The 20,975-nt window shown below is 69.3% G+C and carries 17 protein-coding genes, 1 tRNA gene and 1 pseudogene; 8 read left to right on the top strand and 11 right to left on the bottom strand.

Annotated elements, in window-relative coordinates; genetic code table 11:
• The first annotated feature begins 27 nt into the window (after window positions 1-27).
• The 5 genes and pseudogenes from BJ992_RS05820 (at window position 28) to BJ992_RS32580 (ending at window position 8,380) form a co-directional block, all read left to right on the top strand.
• The gene (locus BJ992_RS05820) at window positions 28-804 is read left to right on the top strand and encodes an ABC transporter ATP-binding protein (RefSeq protein WP_184978906.1); all 777 of its coding nucleotides are present in this window, start codon (window positions 28-30) and stop codon (window positions 802-804) included.
• Between the two features lie 69 nt (window positions 805-873).
• The gene (locus tag BJ992_RS05815) at window positions 874-3,459 is read left to right on the top strand and encodes an FtsX-like permease family protein (protein WP_184978905.1); all 2,586 of its coding nucleotides are present in this window, start codon (window positions 874-876) and stop codon (window positions 3,457-3,459) included.
• A gap of 188 nt (window positions 3,460-3,647) precedes the next feature.
• Entirely contained in the window at window positions 3,648-4,055 is a 408-nt protein-coding gene (locus tag BJ992_RS05810) for an effector-associated constant component EACC1 (RefSeq protein WP_184978904.1), read from the top strand.
• Window positions 4,052-6,031: pseudogene (locus BJ992_RS05805) on the top strand (caspase, EACC1-associated type); the annotation flags it as partial. The gene BJ992_RS05810 and the pseudogene BJ992_RS05805, both read left to right, overlap by 4 nt.
• Before the next feature lie 174 nt (window positions 6,032-6,205).
• Window positions 6,206-8,380, top strand: a complete 2,175-nt coding sequence (locus BJ992_RS32580) for a WD40 repeat domain-containing protein (protein ID WP_343072966.1) — start codon at window positions 6,206-6,208, stop codon at window positions 8,378-8,380.
• Between the two features lie 109 nt (window positions 8,381-8,489).
• Here BJ992_RS32580 and BJ992_RS05795 read toward each other — a convergent pair.
• The 3 genes from BJ992_RS05795 to cysS form a co-directional block, all read right to left on the bottom strand.
• Window positions 8,490-8,562: transfer RNA gene (locus BJ992_RS05795), tRNA-Thr, on the bottom strand.
• A 54-nt stretch (window positions 8,563-8,616) separates the two neighbouring features.
• Window positions 8,617-9,573, bottom strand: a complete 957-nt coding sequence (rlmB, locus tag BJ992_RS05790) for a 23S rRNA (guanosine(2251)-2'-O)-methyltransferase RlmB (protein WP_184978901.1) — start codon at window positions 9,571-9,573, stop codon at window positions 8,617-8,619.
• A 21-nt stretch (window positions 9,574-9,594) separates the two neighbouring features.
• Window positions 9,595-10,992 (bottom strand): cysteine--tRNA ligase, encoded by a 1,398-nt coding sequence (cysS, locus tag BJ992_RS05785; RefSeq protein WP_184978900.1) that lies wholly within the window; start codon window positions 10,990-10,992, stop codon window positions 9,595-9,597.
• 300 nt (window positions 10,993-11,292) lie between these two features.
• On the opposite strand from cysS, the gene BJ992_RS05780 reads away from it, so the two are divergent.
• Window positions 11,293-12,666, top strand: coding sequence for a DUF2637 domain-containing protein (locus BJ992_RS05780; protein WP_184978899.1), 1,374 nt, complete (start codon window positions 11,293-11,295; stop codon window positions 12,664-12,666).
• Window positions 12,667-12,794: 128 nt separating this feature from the next.
• Here the strand turns inward: BJ992_RS05780 and BJ992_RS05775 are convergent, their stop codons facing one another.
• The 3 genes from BJ992_RS05775 to BJ992_RS05765 form a co-directional block, all read right to left on the bottom strand.
• Window positions 12,795-13,064, bottom strand: a complete 270-nt coding sequence (locus tag BJ992_RS05775; protein ID WP_184978898.1) for a GlsB/YeaQ/YmgE family stress response membrane protein — start codon at window positions 13,062-13,064, stop codon at window positions 12,795-12,797.
• Between the two features lie 623 nt (window positions 13,065-13,687).
• Window positions 13,688-14,140: a 2-C-methyl-D-erythritol 2,4-cyclodiphosphate synthase gene (gene ispF / locus BJ992_RS05770; protein WP_184978897.1), complete on the bottom strand. Its 453-nt coding sequence runs from the start codon at window positions 14,138-14,140 to the stop codon at window positions 13,688-13,690.
• Between the two features lie 20 nt (window positions 14,141-14,160).
• A complete protein-coding gene (locus tag BJ992_RS05765) occupies window positions 14,161-14,643 on the bottom strand; it encodes a CarD family transcriptional regulator (protein ID WP_184978896.1) in 483 nt (160 codons plus the stop codon).
• Between the two features lie 263 nt (window positions 14,644-14,906).
• Between BJ992_RS05765 and BJ992_RS05760 the strand changes: the two genes are divergently transcribed.
• On the top strand, window positions 14,907-15,530 hold the full coding sequence (locus tag BJ992_RS05760) for a copper chaperone PCu(A)C (protein ID WP_343072509.1): 624 nt from the start codon (window positions 14,907-14,909) through the stop codon (window positions 15,528-15,530).
• A gap of 77 nt (window positions 15,531-15,607) precedes the next feature.
• Here the strand turns inward: BJ992_RS05760 and BJ992_RS05755 are convergent, their stop codons facing one another.
• A complete protein-coding gene (locus BJ992_RS05755) occupies window positions 15,608-16,297 on the bottom strand; it encodes a response regulator (RefSeq protein ID WP_184978895.1) in 690 nt (229 codons plus the stop codon).
• Window positions 16,294-17,406 (bottom strand): sensor histidine kinase, encoded by a 1,113-nt coding sequence (locus BJ992_RS05750; RefSeq protein WP_425503723.1) that lies wholly within the window; start codon window positions 17,404-17,406, stop codon window positions 16,294-16,296. Before BJ992_RS05750 ends, BJ992_RS05755 begins: the two co-directional genes overlap by 4 nt.
• Window positions 17,407-17,584: 178 nt before the next feature.
• Between BJ992_RS05750 and phoU the strand changes: the two genes are divergently transcribed.
• Window positions 17,585-18,241, top strand: a complete 657-nt coding sequence (gene phoU, locus BJ992_RS05745; protein ID WP_184978893.1) for a phosphate signaling complex protein PhoU — start codon at window positions 17,585-17,587, stop codon at window positions 18,239-18,241.
• Window positions 18,242-18,331: 90 nt separating this feature from the next.
• Here the strand turns inward: phoU and BJ992_RS05740 are convergent, their stop codons facing one another.
• The 3 genes from BJ992_RS05740 to mshA all read right to left on the bottom strand — a co-directional run bounded on the left by BJ992_RS05740 (window position 18,332) and on the right by mshA (window position 20,944).
• Window positions 18,332-19,075 carry a phosphoglyceromutase gene (locus tag BJ992_RS05740; protein ID WP_184978892.1) on the bottom strand — a complete coding sequence of 248 codons (744 nt, stop codon included), beginning with the start codon at window positions 19,073-19,075 and terminating at the stop codon, window positions 18,332-18,334.
• Window positions 19,076-19,085: 10 nt separating this feature from the next.
• Window positions 19,086-19,598 (bottom strand): type III secretion system chaperone family protein, encoded by a 513-nt coding sequence (locus BJ992_RS05735; RefSeq protein ID WP_184978891.1) that lies wholly within the window; start codon window positions 19,596-19,598, stop codon window positions 19,086-19,088.
• 77 nt (window positions 19,599-19,675) lie between these two features.
• Entirely contained in the window at window positions 19,676-20,944 is a 1,269-nt protein-coding gene (gene mshA, locus BJ992_RS05730) for a D-inositol-3-phosphate glycosyltransferase (protein ID WP_425503643.1), read from the bottom strand.
• Between the last annotated feature and the right edge of the window lie 31 nt (window positions 20,945-20,975).

Here is a 20,975-nt window from a genome sequence, read left to right as displayed (position 1 = left end):
AGAGCCATATACAGAAGAGGTACCGTCATGAGCTCGCGTTTCCCGACCCGGCCACGGTCGCGCACCCCTGTGCAGCTCCATCAGGTGACCAAGGTGTACGGCAGGTCCGGCCGCGCGGTCCGCGCGCTCGACGAGCTCAGCCTGGCCCTGCCCGCGGGGACGTTCACCGCGGTGATGGGCCCGTCGGGCTCCGGGAAGAGCACCCTGCTGCACTGCGCGGCGGGCCTGGACGCGCCGACCTCCGGCAGCGTGGTGCTGGCGGACCGGCCGTTGGACGGACTGACCGAGGACCAGCTGACGGTCCTGCGCCGCGAGCGAGCCGCGTTCGTGTTCCAGTCCTTCAACCTGATGCCGACCCTGAACGTCACCCAGAACGTCGGCCTGCCATACGTCCTCGCCGGACGCAGACCCGACCCGCACGCCGTCATGGAGGCCATCGAGCGAGTGGGCCTCGCCGACCGCGCACACCACCTGCCGGCCGAGCTCTCCGGCGGACAGCAACAGCGAGTGGCGATCGCACGGGCCGTGGCCGGCGGCGCGGAGGTGCTGTTCGCCGACGAGCCGACCGGCGCTCTCGACACCGCCACCGCCGGCCGGATCCTCGCGCTGCTGCGCTCCGCCGTCGACGAGACCGGCCAGACGATCATGATGACCACCCACGACCCCGTCGCCGCCTCCTTCGCCGACACCGTCGTCTTCCTGGTCGACGGCCGCATCGCCGACCACATGACCCGGCCCACGGCCACCCAGGTGGCCGACCGCCTCGTCGGCCTCGCCGCACGACCCGCCACAGGAGCCCGCTGATGTGGCCGCCGGCCCTGAGCGACGTACCGCGACAAACCGCCACACCGAGCACGAAAGGAACCCGATCATGTGGCCGCCGGCACTGAGCGGCGTACGGCGACAGCTCGCCGTACCGAGCGCGAGAGGAACCCGATGATGTGGCCCCTGGTGCTGAGCGGTGTCCGGCGACGGCTCGCCGCGCTGAGCGCGATCTTCATGGCCGCGATGCTCGGCGCCGCTCTGGTTCTTCTGTCGGGTTCACTGTTCGAGACCGGCATCCGGCTGGCCGCACCGCCGAAACGCCTGACGTCCGCGCCGATCGTCCTCATCGGCGAACCGAGCTACCGCATGCTCGACGAGCGCGGCCGTCCCACCACCGACTACCGTCCTTACCCCGAACGGCACCGCCTGGACCCGGCCGTCATCGGAACGACAGCCAGGATCGACGGAGTGGCCGCCGGTGTGCCGGTCTTCCTCCTCTCGGTAGCAGGCCCCACCGGCACGCTGACCGGCCAGAACTGGACCTCGGCGGCCCTCGGCCCCTTCGCCTTGACCGAAGGCGGGAAACCCGCCGCCGACGACGAGATCGTGGTGACCCCCGCACTGGCGCGGCGGTTACGAACCGCACCAGGTGACACGGTGCGTCTGGCCGACGCGACCTACCGCGTCGCCGGCATCGCGGGAGACCCGGACTCCCCCGTCACGCTGTTCTTCACCGACACACGCGCCACCGCGCTCAGCGGAGACGGCAGACCCGACGCCGTCGCCGTCCTGCCGGACCCCGGCGCCGACATCGACCGGATCACCGCGCGCATCGCCGCCTCGGCCGACGGCGTCCGGGTGCTGACGGGCGACCAGCGAGGCGCAGCGGAAGACCCCGCGGTGGCCGCCTCCCGCACCTCGACGATCGTCATCGGCGCCGTCTTCGGCGGCATCGTCCTGGTGGTGCTGGCCACCGTCGTATCGGCCCTCATCAGCCTCTCCGTGCGTCAGCGAAGCCGGGAGATCAGCCTGTTGCGCGCCAGTGGCGCCACCGGGAGACAAGCACGCAGGCTGATCGTCGCCGAGACGATGATCGTGAGCCTCGCAGGCGTGCTGACCGGCCTGGTCCTCGGCGTCCCTCTGACGACGCTGGTGTTCACCCTGCTGACCGGCAACGGCATCGTGCCGGACATGCTCTCCCTGAGCATCGGCCCCCTGCCGTTCGCCGTCGCGACGGCCACCACACTGCTGGTGACGTGGACGGCGGCACGCGTCGCGGCACGACCGGCCCTGCGCGCACGAGCGATCGACGCGCTACGGGAAGCCGACCTCCCCTCTTCCCGAGTCGGCTCTTCCCGAGTCGGCCCGCTGCGCTGGATCCTCGGCGTCCTGTTCGCACTCGGCACCGTGGCCCTGGCCGTCCTCACCAGCCTGATGAGCCCGGCCCTGACCTCCGCCACCAGCGGACCCGCCGTACTCACCGGCAGCATCGCCGTGGCGCTCCTCGCCCCCGCCGTGCTCCGAGCCGTCCTCCCCCTGCTGCGAGGGGTCGCACGCCTGCGCGCCGGCTCCCTGGCCGGCCTCGCCGTCCACAACACCCGCGCACGCGCCGCCGAGACCGCCACCGTCGTCACCTCCATCGCACTCGTCGTCGGCATCGGCGCCGGCAACCTGGTCGCACAGTCGATCCAACTCCAGGCACAACGAGACGCATCGATCGCGAGCATCCGCGCGGACCTCGTCGTCCAGGTCCCCGGTGGCGCCGACGAGAAACTCATCCACCAGGTAAGCACCGTCGAAGGCGTCGAAGCCGCGAGCGCGTTCGTGACCAGCGGCGGCTGGATCGAACACCCCTACGACCCCTCCCACCGCGACCGGCCCTGGCCCGTCCGCGGCGTGACCGCCGACGCAGCGACCAAGGTCCTCACCACCCCGGTCGTCACCGGCTCCCTGTCCGGCCTCACCGGCGACACCATCGCGCTGCCCCAGGCGACCGCCGAAACCCTGGCCCTCGCAGTCGGCGACACCCTCACCTTCCGCTTCGGCGACGGCGCCTCCGCACCCCTGCGCCTGGTCGCGACCTACGCCGACCGCTCCGGCTACGAAACCCTGCTCCTCCCCCACCGCCTTCTGGCCGCGCACACCTCATCTCGCCACGTCCCCCAGTTGCTCATCACCGTCCACCCCGAAAACCCTGGAGAAACCCGGCAAGCACTCCTCTCGGCACTGGCCGGCACCCCCGGCACGACCGTCGGCGACCGCACCGCCATCGAAACCGTCCTCAACCAAGGCGCCGGCGTACAGGGAACCGTCAACTCCCTGATGGTCGCCATCACCATCGCCTACGCGGCGATAGCCGTCGTCAACACCCTCGGCATCTCGATCCTCACCCGCCGCCGCGAACTGGCCCTGCTCCGCCTCTCCGGAGCAACCCGCCGCCAGGTCCGAACCACCCTCACCACCGAAATCCTGTTGCTGACCACCACAGGCATCACCGCAGGCCTGATCGTGGCCGCCGCCGCGATCATCCCCACGACGACCGCGACCTCCGGCACCCTCCTCCACCCCACCCCGATCCTGACCGTCCTCAGCCTCCTCGCCGTGGTGACGTCCCTGATCATCCCTGTCACCCTCGCCGCCACCCACCAGGCCATGAGGAAAACACCGGCGGAAACCCTCGCCATCTCGACCTGAACACAACCGGGCCCGCCGGCCAGGGGACTGAAAATATGAATCCCTCCAATCTCACACAAAGCCGAATTATCAATCAAAGAATGCGAAATCCCTCATCCGGCACCGCAATAAAGATCAGATCGGCCTCCTGTGCGTAATGATTCGTGGTACATGCCGCCAATAGGGAGAATCTTTGTAGTGTGGACGTCATGGATGTGCAGATCGCCGTCTCAGGCGAGGAGAGCGTCGACGCTCTGCGCCGCTGGCTGAACAAAGACCCTGACTTACTCAAGCAGATACGGAACCAGGGGACCCCACCCGGCCCGGGCCGCCTTGGGACGCTTGAGGTGCTCGTCGCCGCCGTCGGCCAGGGGGGAGCCGCCACCGCACTGGCGAGCGCACTGGTGGCGTGGCTGCGGCGGCGAGTGGGAGACGTGGAGATCACGGTCCGCCGGCCGGACGGCGGGGAGATCACGCTCACCGCCAGGAACGTCCGAAGGCTCGACTCGGCACAACTCACAGAGCTGACGCGCCGGCTCGAAGACACCATGGGTGGGGACAAAGGAACTCACCGGACGCAGGACCGGGAGTTGCCAGAGCCCTCGGAGCGCGGGTGACGACCGTCCCCGGAGCGGACCGGGCCGGCCGAGCGCTGGAACACGCGGGAAGCCGCGCGCTCGTGGTCGGCACCGGCCGCCATGTCCCGCAATCCACCCTTCCGGACGTGGAAGCTGCCGCCGCGACGGCGCTGGACCTGGGACAGGCTCTGGTGGAGTACTGCGGCCTCGCCCCCGGCCACCTGGAAATACTCTTGGATCCGGCGGGCCCGGCCGAACTGAGAAGCACACTGGCCAGAGCGGCCTCGCAGGCGCGCGGCACGTTTCTGTTCTCCTTCGTGGGACACGGGCTCCTCGACGCGGACGGTGAGCTCTACCTCGCCACATCCGCCACCGACGGGGCGAGCGCGGGGCTCATGTACAAGGCGCTGCCGTACTCCGCGGTGCGTGAGGCGCTCATCGCCAGCCCAGCGGAAACGATCATCGTCGTCCTGGACTGCTGCTTCGCCGGACGGGCGAACGGCGCGGCGGTGCGCGGCATCAGCGACGCCTTCGGCCGCATGCGGGTGCGGCGCAGCCACCTGCTCGCGTCCGCCGCCCGAGACGAACAAGCCCTGGCTCCCCTGGGTGCGCGGCACACCGCGTACACCGGATGCCTGCTCACCGTCCTGCGCGAGGGCGACGAACTCGGTCCACGCATGCTGAGCCTGGACGACATCAGCCGCTATCTCGACCGGGAACTACCCAGGCGCGGATTTCCGCAGCACTTTCCTCAGCATTTCGGACGCGCGGGGGAAATCACCCTCACCCAGAATCGGGCCTACACACCTCCCGGTATCGGACCCAAAAAACCTCCGGCCGAGAGCCCCTGTCCCTACCGGGGATTGAAACCGTTCGCGTTCACCTCCGACGACGCGCGCTTCTTCTTCGGCAGAGAGGAGCTGGTCGAGGAACTCGTGCGGGCCGTCGGCACCCGGCGAACGGGTCCGCTGTTCGTGATCGGCCCGTCAGGTTCGGGAAAGTCCTCAGTTCTGCAGGCGGGCCTGTTGCAGGCACTGTCCCGCGCCGAGGACGGCTGGCTGCCTCTCATCCTCACCCCCGGCGACAGCCCCATGACCGCGCTGGTCCAGGCGATGTCCACTGAGGAGGCCGACGACGCGGCCGGTGAGATCGCCGACGCTCCGCATGCCGTGAACCGCCTCATCGAAAGAACGTTGAAGAACCGGGACCGCCCCACGGACCGCCTGATCCTCGTCGTCGACCAGTTCGAGGAGGTTTTCACCCGTTGCCAGGACCCGGCCGAGCGAAACGCCTTCATCTCCGCGCTGTGCGCAGCCGACCCTTCCCATGCACTGGTCGTACCGGCCGTCCGAGCCGACTTCTACGGCCACTGCCTGGCGTATCCCGGCCTGCTCACCGCACTCGGCGGGGGACACGTGCCGGTCGGACCCATGACCGGGCCTTAGGTACGCCGCGCGATCGAGGGTCCCGCCGAGGAGGCCGGGCTGTCACTGGAACCGGGACTCGTGGACCTCCTTCTCCACGACCTACGGCCCGGCGAGGAGGGGATGCTGAGCGCGCTTCCCCTGCTCTCCCACGCACTGCTGGTCACCTGGCAGAACAGAGAGGGCAAGACCCTCACCATGTCCGGCTACCGCGCCACGGGAGGGATCTGGCAGTCGGTCACCACGAGCGCGGAGGAAGTGTACGACAGCCTGGACGGCGAGGGACGCGAGGCCATCAGGAGGATCCTCCTCGCCGGCGTCCAGATCGGCGAGGGGACGGAGGACACCCGGCGCGAGATCGACCTGCCGGGGCTTCTCGCGAGGGCCGGCGCCGTCCCTGGCCCTGTCGTCGCGGCGAGGGACGCACTGGTCGAGGCCCGTCTGATCAGCGTGACGGAGAAGGGTGCGGAGATATCCCACGAGGCGCTCCTGCGCGCCTGGCCACGCCTGCGTGAGTGGATAGCCGAGGACCGCGACGAACTGCGCCTGCGTCAACGGCTGGCGACTGCGGCCACGACCTGGCACGAGCAGGGCCGTGACCCCCACCTGCTGTTGCGTGGCGTGTCCCTGAAGTCCGCGGAGTCGTGGGCCGTAGGGCACAACCGGCAACTCGGCCCTCTCGAGCAGGACTTCCTCCGCCAAAGCCGACGTAACCGGAGAAGGGGGAGGATCAGGTTTGCCTCCGCGCTGAGCGTCCTGATCCTGATGGCGGCCGGAGGTGGTGTCCTGATCCAGGAGAGCAGGGCTGCCGCGGAACAACGGCTTCGCGCGGCGGTGTCCGGCCAAGTCGTCCCTATGGTGGCCATCCAGTACGCGGCCGGTAACCCCCTTGGCTCGCACAAACTGGCGGTGGAGGCCTACCGCCTGGCTCCGGACAGCGTCCAGGCGATCAGCACTCTGCTCAGCACCCAGAACCAGCATTTCGACGACACGCTCGACCCGAGGAACGGCGCGCCTATCTGGAAGGCGGTCTTCAGCCCGGACGGGAAGACGATCGCCACAGGAAGCAGTAACGGAGAGGTGAAGTTGTGGGACGCCACGACCCATCGGCAGATCACCACGATCCCCAACCTCGCAGGACCCGGCAGGTCCATGAACATCACGACCGTCGCGTTCAGTCCGGACGGCACGAACTTGGCCGCGACGATGATGGGAATGATCCGCTTGTGGGAGGTTACAGATCGTGACCATCCGAGAGTTCTCCCCGCGCTGAATACAGGCGACGTAGAACAAGTCAGCTTTGGCGCCTTCAGCCGCGACGGCAGGCTGATGGCCGGCATTAGCGGCGGGGGGAAGCTGCGCGTCTGGGATGTCGTCCACCGCCGTCTGATCGCCGCGCCGTTCCACGTCGGCGAGGGAAGCCACGCGGCCTTCACTCCGGACGCGCGGACTCTGGTCATCGCGTCCCCCTACGGCGCCGTGCGACTCTGGGACGTACGGCACCGCCGGTTCACCCGTTCACTGACCCGCCATACCGCGAAACTCAACACCGCGCTCGCGATCAGCCGCGACGGCCGCACCCTGGCCTTGCCGGCCGAGAACGGCGGAGTACAGCTCTGGGACCTCCCCCGGCGCAGGCGGCTGAACACCATCACGGGTGACGACCTCGGCAGGGCTGTCGCCGCCCTCGCGTTCAGCCCGGACGGCAATCTCCTCGCCGCCGGTGGCTACGACTCTCACGTGCGGATTTGGGACCACGCAGCGGGTGACCGGCTCCTGGCCGATCTGACCGGCCACATCGCCCAGGTGAGCAGTGTCGAGTTCAGCCCTGACGGCGCGACGCTGGCCAGCGCCGGCACCGACCATGTCGTCCAGTTGTGGAACATGCGCGGCAACTTCCTCAACGGCCGATTCAGTCCTGGTGTCACCGTGGCCTTCTCACCGGCCCGGAGCCTGCTGGCGGTGGCCGAGTACTCCGACGTCGTCCTCTACTCGATGCCCGCGCGCCGCCGCGTCGCGACGTTTCCTGGTCCGGGCCTCATCCCCATGGCCGTCGCGTTCAGCCGGGACGGGACGCTGCTGGCCGTCGCGTCCGGTGCGGAGCCCGACCGTTACGGCACCGTGCGCCTGTGGGACGTCTCCCATCAGAAGTTGCTCAAGACCATCGCGACCCACCACCACGGTGCGATGAACGCGATCGCCTTCAGTCCTGACGGCCGCACGCTGGCCACATCCGCCATTTACGACCCCACAGTCCGCCTGTGGAACCCGGCGGACGGCTCACTTCGCGCGACACTCAAAGGCAATGGCGGCGACCTCGCCTTAACTCGTGCGACAGCCCTGACACAAGGCGTCCAGTCACTGGCCTACAGTCCCGACGGCCGGACCCTGGCCGCCGGAAGCTTCGACGGCATCGTCCGTCTCTGGGACACGCGCCGCAACGCACTGGCCGACGACCGGCTCTCACAACGCAGCGGTGTGCCGGCCCTCGCCTTCAGCCCCGACGGCCGCACGCTCGCCACGGGTGGAAGCGGCGACACCCTCATCCGCCTCTATGATCTCGCCACCAGGAAGGTATCCACCACCTTGTCGGCGCACACCGCTCAGATCAACGACCTGGTGTACTCACCGGACGGTGCGACCCTCATCAGCGCGAGCGACGACAAGACCGTGCGCGTCTGGAACATGCGAGACAAGACCCTGCTGGCCGGTCTGACCGCCGATCACAAGATCGTCGCGGTGGCCTACGACGCACAGAACCGGACCGTGGTCGCCACCGGGATCGGCCCGCCACTGGTATGGAACATCGACCCCCGACGCGTCGCCGAGCAGATATGCGGACGGCTCACCGGCCCCGATCTCACTCCTGAGGGCTGGAAGAACCTCATCCCCCAACTCCCCTACGAACGGTCCTGCGACGGCCTGACCAACCGAGGGTGACCGGCAAGCCGGCGGCTACGACGATCAAGGACGGCGCCGCGTGGCTCGTGTTAGCAGAAGTGTTGGCAAAAGGCCCCTTGTGATGGTCGCAAGGGGCCTTTGATGTGGGAGCCGACGAGGGGAATCGAACCCCTGACCTACGGTTTACAAGACCGTTGCTCTGCCGATTGAGCTACGTCGGCGGGTGGTGGGATCGAGTTTAGTGGGCTTCGGTGGTGGTCGTCATGGAGGTGGGGCTAGGAGTGGCGGAGGCGGGTGATTTCGTAGAGGGAGATGGCGGCGGCCACTGAGGCGTTGAGGGACTCGGCGGCTGCTTGGATGGGGATGCGGGCTATGGTGTCGCAGGTTTCGCGGACCAGGCGGGAAAGGCCTTTGCCTTCGGAGCCTATGACGAGGACCAGGGGCTCTTTGGCCAGGTCTATGTCGGCAATGTCGGTGTCGGCGGTGCCGTCGAGGCCGACGACGAAGAGGCCTCTTGAGCGGTAGTCGCGGAGGGTGCTGGTGAGGTTGGGGGCCTTGGCCACGGGGAGGTGGGCCAGGGTGCCTGCGCTGGTCTTCCAGGCGCCTGCGGTCACGCCGGCGGAGCGGCGGGCCGGGACCAGGATGCCGTGTGCGGCGAAGGCGGTGGCGGAGCGGGCTATGGCGCCGAGGTTGCGGGGATCGGTGACGCCGTCCAGAGCGAGGATCAGGGGGATCTCGGCGGCTTCCTCGGCGCGGACGACCAGGTCGTCGGGGTGCGCGTACTCGTACGGAGGGAGCTGGAGGGCTATGCCTTGGTGGACGCTGCCGTCGGTGAGTCTGTCCAGCTTGTCGCGGCTGACTTCCAGGAGGGCTATGCCGCGGTCGGCCGCCATCTTGATGGCGTCGCGGATGCGGTCGTCGTTGTCGACGCGCTGAGCGACGTAGAGGACGTTGGCGGGGATCTCGGCGCGCAGGGCCTCGACCACGGGGTTGCGGCCGCCGATGACCTCAGGAGCGTTCTCGTCCTTGCGGGGACGGCGCGCGGGCTGGTCGGCGGGACGCGCGGCCGTACGTGGAGAGCCTTGCTGGCGATCCTTGTACCAGTGGCGCATGTGGGCCGGCGGTGTCGCGCCTTTGCCCGCGAGCGAACCGCGGCCCTTGCCGCCGGTGCCTCGCGTGGCACCTTTTCTTCTGCCGCCGGAACCGCCGGAGCCTTTACCCGCACCTGCCATGTCGTAAGCCTACCGGTGCGATCAGTGCGCCAGTTCCCACCGAGGACCGGAGGAGGTGTCCTCGACGATGACGCCGGCGGCGGCGAGGTCGTCGCGGATGGCGTCGGCGGCGGCGTAGTCCTTGCGTGCGCGCGCGGCCTGGCGCTGGTCGAGAGCGACGCGGACGAGCGCGGCGACGGTCTCACGGACGCGGTGGTCGCCGCCGGACTCGCGCCAGCGGGCCGAGCGGGGGTCCAGGCCGAGGACGTCGAGCATGTTCTGGATCTCGGCGAGGAGACGGGCCACCTGCTCCTTGTTACCCGCCGCCAGCGCGACGTTGCCCTCGCGCACGACCTCGTGGATGACGGCCAGCGCCTGGGGGACGCCGAGGTCGTCGTTCATGGCGTCCACGAACGCCTGCGGCAGCGGGGCAGCGGCGTCGACGTCGTGGATGACCTCGGCGGCGCGGGTGACGAAGCCCTCGATGCGCTGGTAGCCGGTGGCGGCTTCGGTGAGGGACTCGTCGGAGTAGTCGATGACCGAACGGTAGTGCGCCGAGACGAGGTAGTAGCGCAGCTCGACCGGACGGACCTTGGTGAGGATGGCGGGGATGAGCAAGGAGTTGCCGAGGGACTTGCTCATCTTCTCGGCGCCGATCTTGAGCATGCCGTTGTGCAGCCAGTACCGCGCGAAACCGTCGCCTGCCGCCTGGGACTGCGCGATCTCGTTCTCGTGGTGCGGGAAGATCAGGTCGACGCCGCCGCCGTGGATGTCGAAGGTCTCGCCGAGGTACTTGGTGGCCATGGCGGAGCACTCGAGGTGCCAGCCGGGACGGCCGGGGCCCCACGGGGTGGGCCAGGTCGGCTCGCCGGGCTTGGCACCCTTCCACAGCGCGAAGTCGCGGGGGTCGTGCTTGGCCGAGTCGCTGTCGGTGTCGCCGGCGGCACGCATGTTCTCGGGACGCTGGTTGGACAGCTTGCCGTACCGCTCGGCGTACGACATGACGTCGAAGTAGACGTCGCCACCGGCGGCGTAGGCGTGGCCCTTGTCGATGAGCCGCTGCATGAGCTCGATCATCTCGGGGATGTGGCCCATGGCGCGGGGCTCGACGGTGGGGGGCAGGCAGCCGAGCTGGTCGTAGGCCCAGGTGAACGCGCGCTGGTTGCGCTCGGCGACGACGAACCACGGCACGCCTTCTTGGGCCGCGACGCGTATGATCTTGTCGTCGAGGTCGGTGACGTTGCGGCAGAATGTCACGTCATAGCCGGAATGGGCCAGCCAGCGGCGCAGGACGTCGAAGTTGACGCCGGAGCGGATGTGACCGACATGGGGCGGAGCCTGCACAGTGGCCCCGCACAGGTAGATCGAGACCCGGCCCGGCTGGATCGGGACGAACTCGCGGACCGCACGGGTGCTGGTGTCGTATAGGCGCAGGCTCACGAACGCAAGGCTAATGCCTTCCAGGCTCTGACAGGACAGGTTGCCCGACCTCACACGTCTGTAAAACCAAAGTGATTCCTGCGCTCTTTTCTCCCTGGCCGCGTGAGTGTGTGTCTTCTCCGGCGAAGGGCGACTTGCCCCGGAGAATATATGCCTCTTTGCGACATTTACCGGGTTGCTTGACCGGTCCGAAACAGTGGTCGTGGCGCGTCCGCAAGCGGCCGTCACGGCCCCTCGCGGCGGCCCTACCGGCGCGGCCGACGGCCGGGGCTGCGGCGATTCTGTAGGCTTCGAAGGGCCATGGACGTCACCCCTCCGCTGACGGCGGGCCAGCCGGCCCGTCGTTCCGCCACCCCCGCCGCACCCGTTCTCGCCACGCCGCCGAGCCGGATCGCGCTCGCGCTGCGCCGTACCGGGACCGCCGTCGCCGTGCTGGCCGTCGCCGCACTCGCCGCCGCCGCCTGCACGCTCTCGTTCGAGCCCCTGCGCTCACTCGCCGTCACCGGCGGGGCCCGGACCGATCTGGCGTACCTCTACCCGGCGGGCTTCGCCGCCTTGCTCGTGGTCGCCCTGATCAGTGTCTTCCTGCTGCGGACCCGGGGCTGGGCCGCGCGGCTGCAGGCCGGGGTCGTGCTCGCCGTGCTGATCGTGGCCGCCGCGACGGCCAACACGGTCGTGGCCACCGGGGCCGTCGTCGATTCCCGTGCGGCCGCCGTGACCGTGGCCATCGCGCCCTGGGTCATGGTGGTGCTCGGCCTGTGGCTGCTGCTGCTCTCCGTACGGGCCCCGCGAGCGGCCGGCGGCGAGTCCGACGCGGATCTCGTGCCGTTCGGTGTGGAGCGGACCACCGCCGAGCCCCTCTCGACCAGGGACCGTGAGCCGTCGCCTGTTCCCGACGAGGCGGTCGCGATCAGAGCCCCTGAGCTGGCGCCTCCTCTTGAGGAGTCCGTCACCCCTGAGGAGCGTGAGGCTGTGGCGCGGCAACTTCCCGAGGCCGAGCCGGTGGTCGGGCCGACTCCCGCGCCTGAGACACCGCCGGTCGACCGGACACCCGCGCCGCAGAACCCTGAGCCGGCCCGCCGGACACCTGTCGTGACAGATCCCGAGCGGACACCTGTGCTTGATGACCCCGCACCACCGGCCGGCCGCACACCTGTCGCGCACAGCCCCGAGCCGCCGGCCGGCCGGACACCCGTGCCGGAGAGTCCCGAGCCGCTCAAGGACCAGCCGCTGGTGCCTGAGCCACGGCGCCGCGAGCCCGACGCTCCGCTCCGGTGGGGTGACCTCGTCCGTCCTGCCAGCGGTGACGTACTGGTACATCCGCTTCCGTCGTCTGAGGACGTCGGCACTCAGCCGTATCCGGCGTTCACCGGTGCGGACGAGTACGATCCCGGCCGCTACGTGGAGCGGGACGACGAGCGCGACCCCGAGCCGACCCCGGCCGAGGTGGACCGCGACACACAGCCGTACCCCAACCTCCGTGAGGAGTCCCCGCGGTTGCCTGCCACCGGACAGGAGCCTGACCCGGCGCACGGCGCGTGGGTGGCCGAACCCGAGGAGATCGCCGTCCAGGACGAAGCCGGTCCTGCTCAGCGTCGGCCCCACCCCGCGGAGGAGGCGGCCGCCCCGCCGTCCGGACGTATGCGCAGCACGCCGCTGCCTCCGGAGGAGTGACGGTCCTCGGGGACCGGGTGGATCCACGGATCTGTCACGCCACAACGCGAAGGCCCGCCCGGCGGGTGCCGGACGGGCCTTGCTCAGTGGGCGATGGCAGCTGTGGCCACCTGTGTCGAGTTGCCTTGTCAGACCCTGGTGCGACCGCGGAGGCCGGCGACAAGGCCGACACCCACGACGGCGAGGACGACCTGGAGAACCAGTTCGATCCAGTCGATGCCGTCTGTAGTGGCCACGCCGAGCACCTGGGCGATCGCCGTGCCGATCAGGGCAGCGACGATGCCGACGACGATGGTCAGCAGCCATCCGATGGGCTGGCGGCCAGGAAGAACCAGGCGGCCGAGCGCACCGATGATCGCGCCGATCACAATCGCGCCGAGGATGGTTTCGATGGTCATATTGAGCCTCCCCTGTGAGGGTCGCACCTTCACGCTGAACAGATGGCTACCCCGTCTTGGAGGACTATTCCTGGAAATTTTAAATCCGCAGGTCAGGAAGGTAAAGAAATCGAACGGCGGCCCCACGCACCCGCGCCGGTCCGCGGGACACGCCGTCCGAAGGGGATTCACGAGTCGGGGTGCAGCCGCCCGGGATCCTGCTAGTACGACGTATGGCGAGCACCGCCGGATGGTGCCGACACCGCCACGGAACCCTTACCTTGCGCCGCACGTATGACCGTCCGCCGGGTGGACCACCGTACGACGGCGCCGGATTCGCCGTACCACGTCCCACCGCTTCGGCGCCGGACAAGTGCCGTGCGGGATGAGGCGAGTGCCGTGCGAGATGGCAAAGGTCGGACGCCGCACGGAGTGAGAGCGGATTCGCCGTACACGTCCCACCGCTTCGGCGACGGACGGGTGTCGTGCGGGATGAGGCGAGGGCCGTGCGAGATGGCAAAGGTCGGATGCCGCACGGAGTGAGAGCGGACCGAGAGCACATCGAAAGGGAGGGCTAGGAGTGGGAGAGAACGCCGGTGGCGGGGTGGTGTTGGGAGGTAGAGGACCAGGACGGTGTTGGGGGGTTAGAGGACCAGGGCGGTGGCGATGGCGGCTATGCCTTCGTTGCGGCCGGTCAGGCCCAGGCCGTCGGTTGTGGTGGCGCTTATGGAGACAGGAGCGCCGACGGCGGTGGTCAGGGCTTTTTCGGCTTCGGGTCGGCGGGGGGCCAATTTGGGGCGGTTGCCGATGATTTGTACGGCTACGTTGCCGATGGTGAAGCCGGCGGCTCTTACGTGGCGGGCGGTTTCCTCCAGGAGGGTTACACCGGAGGCGCCGGACCATCGGGGGTCGGCGGTGCCGAAGAGCGCGCCTAGGTCGCCCAGGCCGGCTGCGGAGAGCAAGGCGTCGCAGCAGGCGTGTGCGGCGGCGTCGCCGTCGGAGTGGCCGGACAGGCCTGTCTCGCCGGGCCAGTGAAGGCCGGCGAGATGGAGGTCACGGCCGGATGCGAAAGGGTGGACATCGACGCCGATGCCCACCCTAGGCAGTGATGGTGTGTTCAGGAGTTCAGGACCTCGTCGAGGAGGGCTTCCGCCTTGTCCTCGTTGGTCTTCTCAGCGAGGGCGAGCTCGCTGACCAGTATCTGCCTGGCCTTGGCGAGCATGCGCTTCTCGCCGGCCGACAGACCGCGCTCCTTGTCGCGCCGCCAGAGGTCGCGCACCACCTCGGCAACCTTGTTGACATCGCCGGAGGCAAGCTTCTCAAGGTTGGCCTTGTAACGGCGGGACCAGTTGGTGGGCTCTTCTGTGTGCGGCATGCGCAGCACATCGAAGACACGCTCCAGGCCTTCCTGGCCTACAACGTCACGCACACCGACGAGCTCGGCGTTGTCCGCCGGCACCTGAACGGTAAGGTCGCCCTTGTCGACCTTCAGCACCAGATAGGTTCTGTCCTCGCCCTTGATGGTGCGGGTCGTGATGGCTTCGATTCGAGCAGCCCCGTGGTGGGGGTAGACGACAGTGTCGCCGACCTGGAAAGTCATGTGACAAGTACCCCTTCCGCTGTACTCCAGGATACCACGCGTCAGTCCCCTCCCGGAACAGTGAAATCAACATAACTGCAGGTCAAAGCCTCCATTTGGGACTTGACAACTGCACGGGGATGTGAATCCGTCTCGGAAAAACCCCCGGTGACCTGCACCCCGACGAGCCTCGCGACGCCCCCGGGGTGACTGCAGGAGGGACGGCGGACGCCGATAAGGTGGGCCCCTGGCCATACCCGTGTGCACCAAGGAGACCCCGAACAGTGACCAGCACCAGCCGTCGCCGGGTGACCGTCGTCACCGCGCTGCTCGCCTTGTCCCCGGCGCTGGCCGCGTGCGGCGCCGGGCCCGACGCGAACACCAGCAACGCCTACGCTCCGACCGAGGCCGGCGTGCTGATGGACAGCAGCGGCTCCGCCAAGACGTACGGCAGGAACGGCATCAAGATCCCGCAAGCTTTCCTCCTCGGCCCTGACTCGGGGAAGCGCATCCCGGCCGGCGGCTCGCTGCCCCTGTATCTCTCCATGGTGAACTACGGAACGGCGCCTGACACCCTGAACGGCATCACTGTGGCCGGTCAGGCCGGCGCGAAGGTCACGGCCCCCGGCCCGCTCACGCTGCCGCCGGGCCAGCTGGTCAACACCGGCATGCCGGCGTCCAAGTTCGTCGTGGAAGGCACGCAGAAGGAACTGCTCGGCGGCGAGACCATGGCGCTGACCCTCAGCTTCACCAACGCGGGGAACATCACCATGACCGTCCCGGTGATCACCCGCAGCCGCGAGTTCAGCAGCCTGTCCCCCGCGCCGAGCGCCGCGCCGACGCCGTCCGCCACCGCCCCGGCCGAGACGAGCGCCAGCCCCACGGCCGAGGCCTCCACGACCCCCTGAGCCGCACCACAGCGGCACGAGAACGACGAAGGGCCTCCCCCTCTCTCCGTACGAGAGGTGGGAGGCCCCGATTCGTTCTAGGCCTCCGTGGGATCGAACTTGTAGCCGAGCCCTCGCACGGTGAGGATGCACCGCGGGTTGGACGGGTCGGACTCCACCTTGGCCCTGAGCCGCTTCACGTGGACGTCCAGCGTCTTGGTGTCCCCCACGTAGTCGGCCCCCCACACGCGGTCGATCAGCTGCCCGCGGGTCAGCACCCGGCCGGCGTTGCGCAGCAGCACCTCAAGCAGCTCGAACTCCTTCAGCGGAAGCTGCACGGGACGGCCGCGGACCGCGACGATGTGCCGGTCGACGTCCATGCGCACCGGCCCCGCGGTCAGCACCGCCGACTCGATCTCCTCGACGTCGCCCTGCCGCCGCAGTACGGCGCGGATGCGGGCCACCAGCTCACGTGAGGAGAACGGCTTGGTGACGTAGTCGTCGGCGCCGAGCTCCAGCCCCACGACCTTGTCGATCTCGCTGTCCTTGGCGGTCAGCATGATGACCGGCACCTTGGACCGCTGCCGCAGCGAACGGCACACCTCGGTGCCTGGCAGGCCGGGGAGCATCAGGTCGAGCAGCACCAGGTCGGCGCCGTTGCGATCGAAGGTGTCCAGTGCCTCGGGCCCGGTGGTCGCCACCGCGACCTCGAACCCTTCCTTGCGGAGCATGTAGGACAAGGCGTCCGAGAACGACTCTTCGTCCTCGACGACGAGCACGCGGGTCACTGAGCGGCCTCCAGGGGATGAGTTGTGCTCGACGCGGCCACCGCCGCGCCGCCGAAGGCCGGTAGACGAAGGGTGAAGGTGGAGCCCGAGCCTTCCTTGCTCCAGACCGTCACCTCGCCGTTGTGCGCCACGGCGACGTGCTTGACGATGGCGAGACCGAGACCGGTGCCGCCTGTCGCGCGGGACCTCGCGGGGTCCACGCGGAAGAAACGTTCGAAGATGCGCTCCAGGGAACTCTCCGGGATGCCGATGCCCTGGTCGCTGACGCTGACCTCGACGGTGTTGTCACCCTTGGCCCGCGCGCACACCACGACCCTGGTGTTCTCGGGGCTGTAGGCGACGGCGTTGTCGATGAGGTTGCGCAGCGCGGTGACGAGCAGTTCGTCGTCCCCCCACACGCTCAGGCCCTCGGTGCCGCCGGCCACCAGCGCGATCTCCTTGGCGCTCGCGCGGGTGCCGCAGCGGTCGATGGCCTCGTGCACCACTTCGTCCACCGGCACGCGGCTCGGGGTGGGGATGGGTTCGCCGCCCTGGATGCGGGACAGGGTGATCAGGTCCTGCACGAGGTACGTCAGCCGTGCCGCCTCGTGCTGCATGCGGCCGGCGAAGCGGGTCACCGCGACGGGGTCGTCGGCGGCGTCCTGCACGGTCTCGGCGAGCAGGCTGAGCGCGCCGACGGGGGTCTTGAGCTCGTGGCTGACGTTGGCGACGAAGTCGCGGCGCACGGCCTCGACGCGGCGGCGCTCGGTCTGGTCCTCGGCGAGCACCAGCACCTGGCCGTGCGAGCCGAGCGGCGCCACCCGTACGGCGAACGTCGTGGGCTCGACGCCGAACCTGTTGCCGGCGACCTCGATCTCGCTTTCGCGGATCTCGCCGCTGCGCCGCACCTGACGTGCGAGGGCCATCAGCTCGGCGGCGGTGAGCTGGTCGCCTTTGACCAGGCCGAACGCTCGGGCCGCGGAGCTCGCGCGCAGCACGCGGTCGTCGCGGCCGAGCACGACCGCCGACGACGGCAGCACGGCGAGCACGGACGCCACACCTTGGGGAAGTGCGTTCTCTGCGGCTTCGCCGGTCATGGCGGGATGTTTGTCGCGCGAGCGAACCGCCATCATCGCGATCGCCCCGACGACGAACCCCGCCAGCGCCGCCAGGCTCGTCACGATCTCACTCACGCTTTCGATGGTAGGCGGCCTGACCTGCTGGACCGGTACCCCGAGACGTCCCTTTCCAGCAGAGTTCATCTGCTGGACGAAGTTCGTTCACGATCGCGCGCGTAGCGTGAGCGCCATGCGCGACGCTTTCCACGACGAACTCAACGCTCTCACCGACCGCCTGGTGGAGATGACCCGCCTGGTCCGTTCCGCCATGTCGAGGGCCACCACGGCGCTGATCGACGCCGACCTGCAGCTCGCGGAGAGCGTCATCTCCCAGGACGCCGAGGTGGACAGGATCCACGCCGGCCTGGAGTCCTCGATCTACGAGCTCATGGCCACGCAGCAGCCGGTGGCGGTCGACCTGCGTACGGCCATCACGGCGCTGCGGATGGGCAGCGACCTGGAGCGGATGGGTGACCTCGCCGAGCACGTGGCGAAGATCGCCCGGATGCGCCACCCCGAGTCGGCGATCCCCGCCGAGGTGCGCGACACCATCCTCGAGATGGGGCAGATCGCCGAGCGGCTGGTGACCAAGACCGGCGCCTGCATCGTCGGCCAGGACATCGAGCTGGCCAAGGAGCTGGAGACCGACGACGACGAGATGGACCGCCTGCACCGGCGGTTGTTCCGTGTGCTGCTGTCCAAGAACTGGTCGCACGGCATCGAGCCGGCGATCGACATCACGCTGACCGGCCGGTACTACGAGCGGTACGCCGACCACGCGGTCCGGGTGGCGCGTGACGTGGTGTACCTGGTCACCGGCAGCAGGGACCCCGACCCGTCGGAGTGAGGGGACGTCCACCGGCCCTCTCCTGGCGAGGGACGTTCACATAGATGGGGGCGCGGCCACCGGCCGCGCCCCCTTGTCATTTCGTTTCGGTCAGCGGCCCTGGTTGGCCACGGCCTCGGCCGCGGCCTTGGCGGCCTCGGGGTCGAGGTACTCGCCGCCGGCCACGACGGGCTTGAAGCCGGCGTCGAGCTCGTACCGCAGCGGGATGCCGGTGGGGATGTTGAGCTTGGCGATCGCCTCGTCGGAGATGCCGTCGAGGTGTTTGACCAGCGCGCGCAGCGAGTTGCCGTGCGCGACCACCAGCACGGTGCGGCCGGCGGCGAGGTCGGGGACGATGCTGTCGTACCAGTACGGCAGCATGCGGCCGACGACGTCCTTCAGGCACTCGGTGCGCGGCAGCAGCTCAGGCGGCAGCCCCGCGTAGCGGAGGTCGCCGGCCTGGGAGTACTCGTCGTCGTCCGGCAGGGGCGGCGGCGGCACGTCGTAGGAGCGGCGCCACAGCATGAACTGCTCGTCGCCGAACTCCTCGCGGGTCTGCGCCTTGTCCTTGCCCTGCAGAGCGCCGTAGTGGCGCTCGTTGAGCCGCCAGGACCGCGTGACCGGCAGCCACAGCAGGTCGGCGGCGCCGAGCGCGATGTTCGCCGTCTGGATCGCACGGGTGAGCACCGAGGTGTGCACGACGTCGGGACGCACCCCCGTGTCGAGCAGCAGACGGCCGCCGCGGCGGGCCTCCTCTTCACCCGTCGTCGAGAGCGAGACGTCGACCCAGCCGGTGAAAAGGCCTTTCGCGTTCCATTCGCTCTCGCCATGCCGCAATAGCACCAAAGTCGCCATGGGCCCAAGCTTAGGGTGTGGCCGGGGGCCCGTTCTCGCGCCGGTCCCGCTCGACGATGCCGGCGAAGGCCCGCAGGTTGGCGAGGGATTCGCCGCGTTTCACCCGCCAATCCCATTCGCGGCGGATGGAGGAGGCGAACCCCAGCTCCAAGGCCCGGTCGAACCACTCGTCGGCGTAGGTGAGGACGCAGCCGAGCAGCCGGTCGATCTCCTCCGCGGACACCGCCGACAGCGGCAGGCGGCCCACCAGATGCACGTCCCCCATGGAATCCAGCGCGAAGTGAACGCCGTACATGGAACCGTTCTTGTTGAGCAGCCATCGGTAGAACTCGGTGTGGTTCTCGTCGGGCCTGCGGCAGAAGAACGCCTCGACGAGCAGCGCCTGGTCGGTGACGGTGAGCCAGGTCATGGTGGCCAGCTTGTGCTGTCCCGGCAGGCGCACCAGGAACGCGCCGGGACGTGGATGCTCGTAGGTGACCTCGGCGGACTTGAGCGCGGCTTCGACGACGGCTTCGTGATCCATGTCCTTCACTCCCGCGTGACTACCCCGGACGACCAGGTGTATCAGGAGTACGGCCCGGGGACTCCACACGGGGCCGGTCAGAGACCGGCCGCCACCCGCGCGCGCGCCAGCCGGATGGTGGACTCGTACACCTCAAGCAGGCGGCCCGCGGTGGCCGACCAGCCGAACGCCGCGGCGTGGTCCCTGGCCCCCCTGCCGAGCACCCCGCGCCACGCGGGCCGGTCGGCCAGCGTCCGCAGAGCCCCGGCCCACACCCGCGGGTCGTGCCCCTCGATGAGCGTGCCGGAGACGCCGTCCCGTACGGCCGTGCGCAGGCCGCCGACGGACGCCGCGGCGACCGGTGTGCCGCAGGCCTGCGACTCCAGCGCGACCAGGCCGAACGACTCGTTGTACGACGGCACGGCGGTCACGTCGGCCGCGCGGTACCAGTCGGCGAGCTCGTGCTGCGGCGCCGGCGGCGCGGCCCTGACGATGTCGCCGATGCCGAGCGCCGCGGCGAGGTCGGTCAGGTGGGACGGCCTGGCGAGGCCGTTGCCGCTGAGTCCGCCGACGAACGCCACCAGCAGCCGCGACCGCAGCGCGGGGTCCTCGGCGACCATGCGCGCGGCGGCCTTGAGCAGCACGTCCGGGCCCTTGAGCGGCTGGATGCGGCCGACGAACAGCATGACGTACGCGTCGTGCGGCAGGCCGAGCCGCGCGCGGGCCTCGGGCTTGGACCCGGGTTTGAACACCTGGAGACTGACGCCGGGATTGACCACCTCGACCCGCGAGGCAGGAGCGCCGTACAGGTCGATCAGCTCGCCGGCCTCGGTGGCGGTGTTGGCGACCAGGCGGTCGGCGACCTCCACCACCTGTTCCTCGCCGAGCACCCGCACCACCGGCTCGGGTTTGTCGCCGCGCGCGAGCAGGAGGTTCTTGACCTTGGCCATGGTGTGCATGGTGTGGACGAGCGGCACACCCCACCGCTCCTTAGCGAGCCAGCCGACCTGGCCGGACAGCCAGTAGTGCGAGTGGATCACGTCGTAGCGGCCCGGGTCGTACGCCGCCTCGGTGCGCAGCACACCGGACAGGAAGCCGCACAGCTGGCTGGGAAGGTCACCTTTGTCGAGTTCCTCGTACGGTCCGGCGGTCACATGGCGCACCGTCACCCCCGGCACGAGCTCGACGGTCGGCGGCAGATCCCTGCAGGTCTGCCTGGTGAAGATCTCGACCTCCACGCCGCGGCCCGCGAGGCGTTTGGCCACCTCGACGATGTAGACGTTCATCCCCCCCGCGTCGCCGGTGCCCGGCTGGTCCAGCGGTGAAGTATGCATACTGATCGTCGCGACCCGTCTCACGCTGGGCACGAGCGGCGTTCCCGCCACCTGACACCACCTC

It is taken from the genome of Sphaerisporangium rubeum (assembly GCF_014207705.1).
In the GTDB taxonomy this organism is placed as follows: Bacteria; Actinomycetota; Actinomycetes; order Streptosporangiales; family Streptosporangiaceae; genus Sphaerisporangium; species Sphaerisporangium rubeum.
Note: the sequence above shows the minus strand (reverse complement) of the source record. Positions and strands in the feature narration are given on the sequence as shown.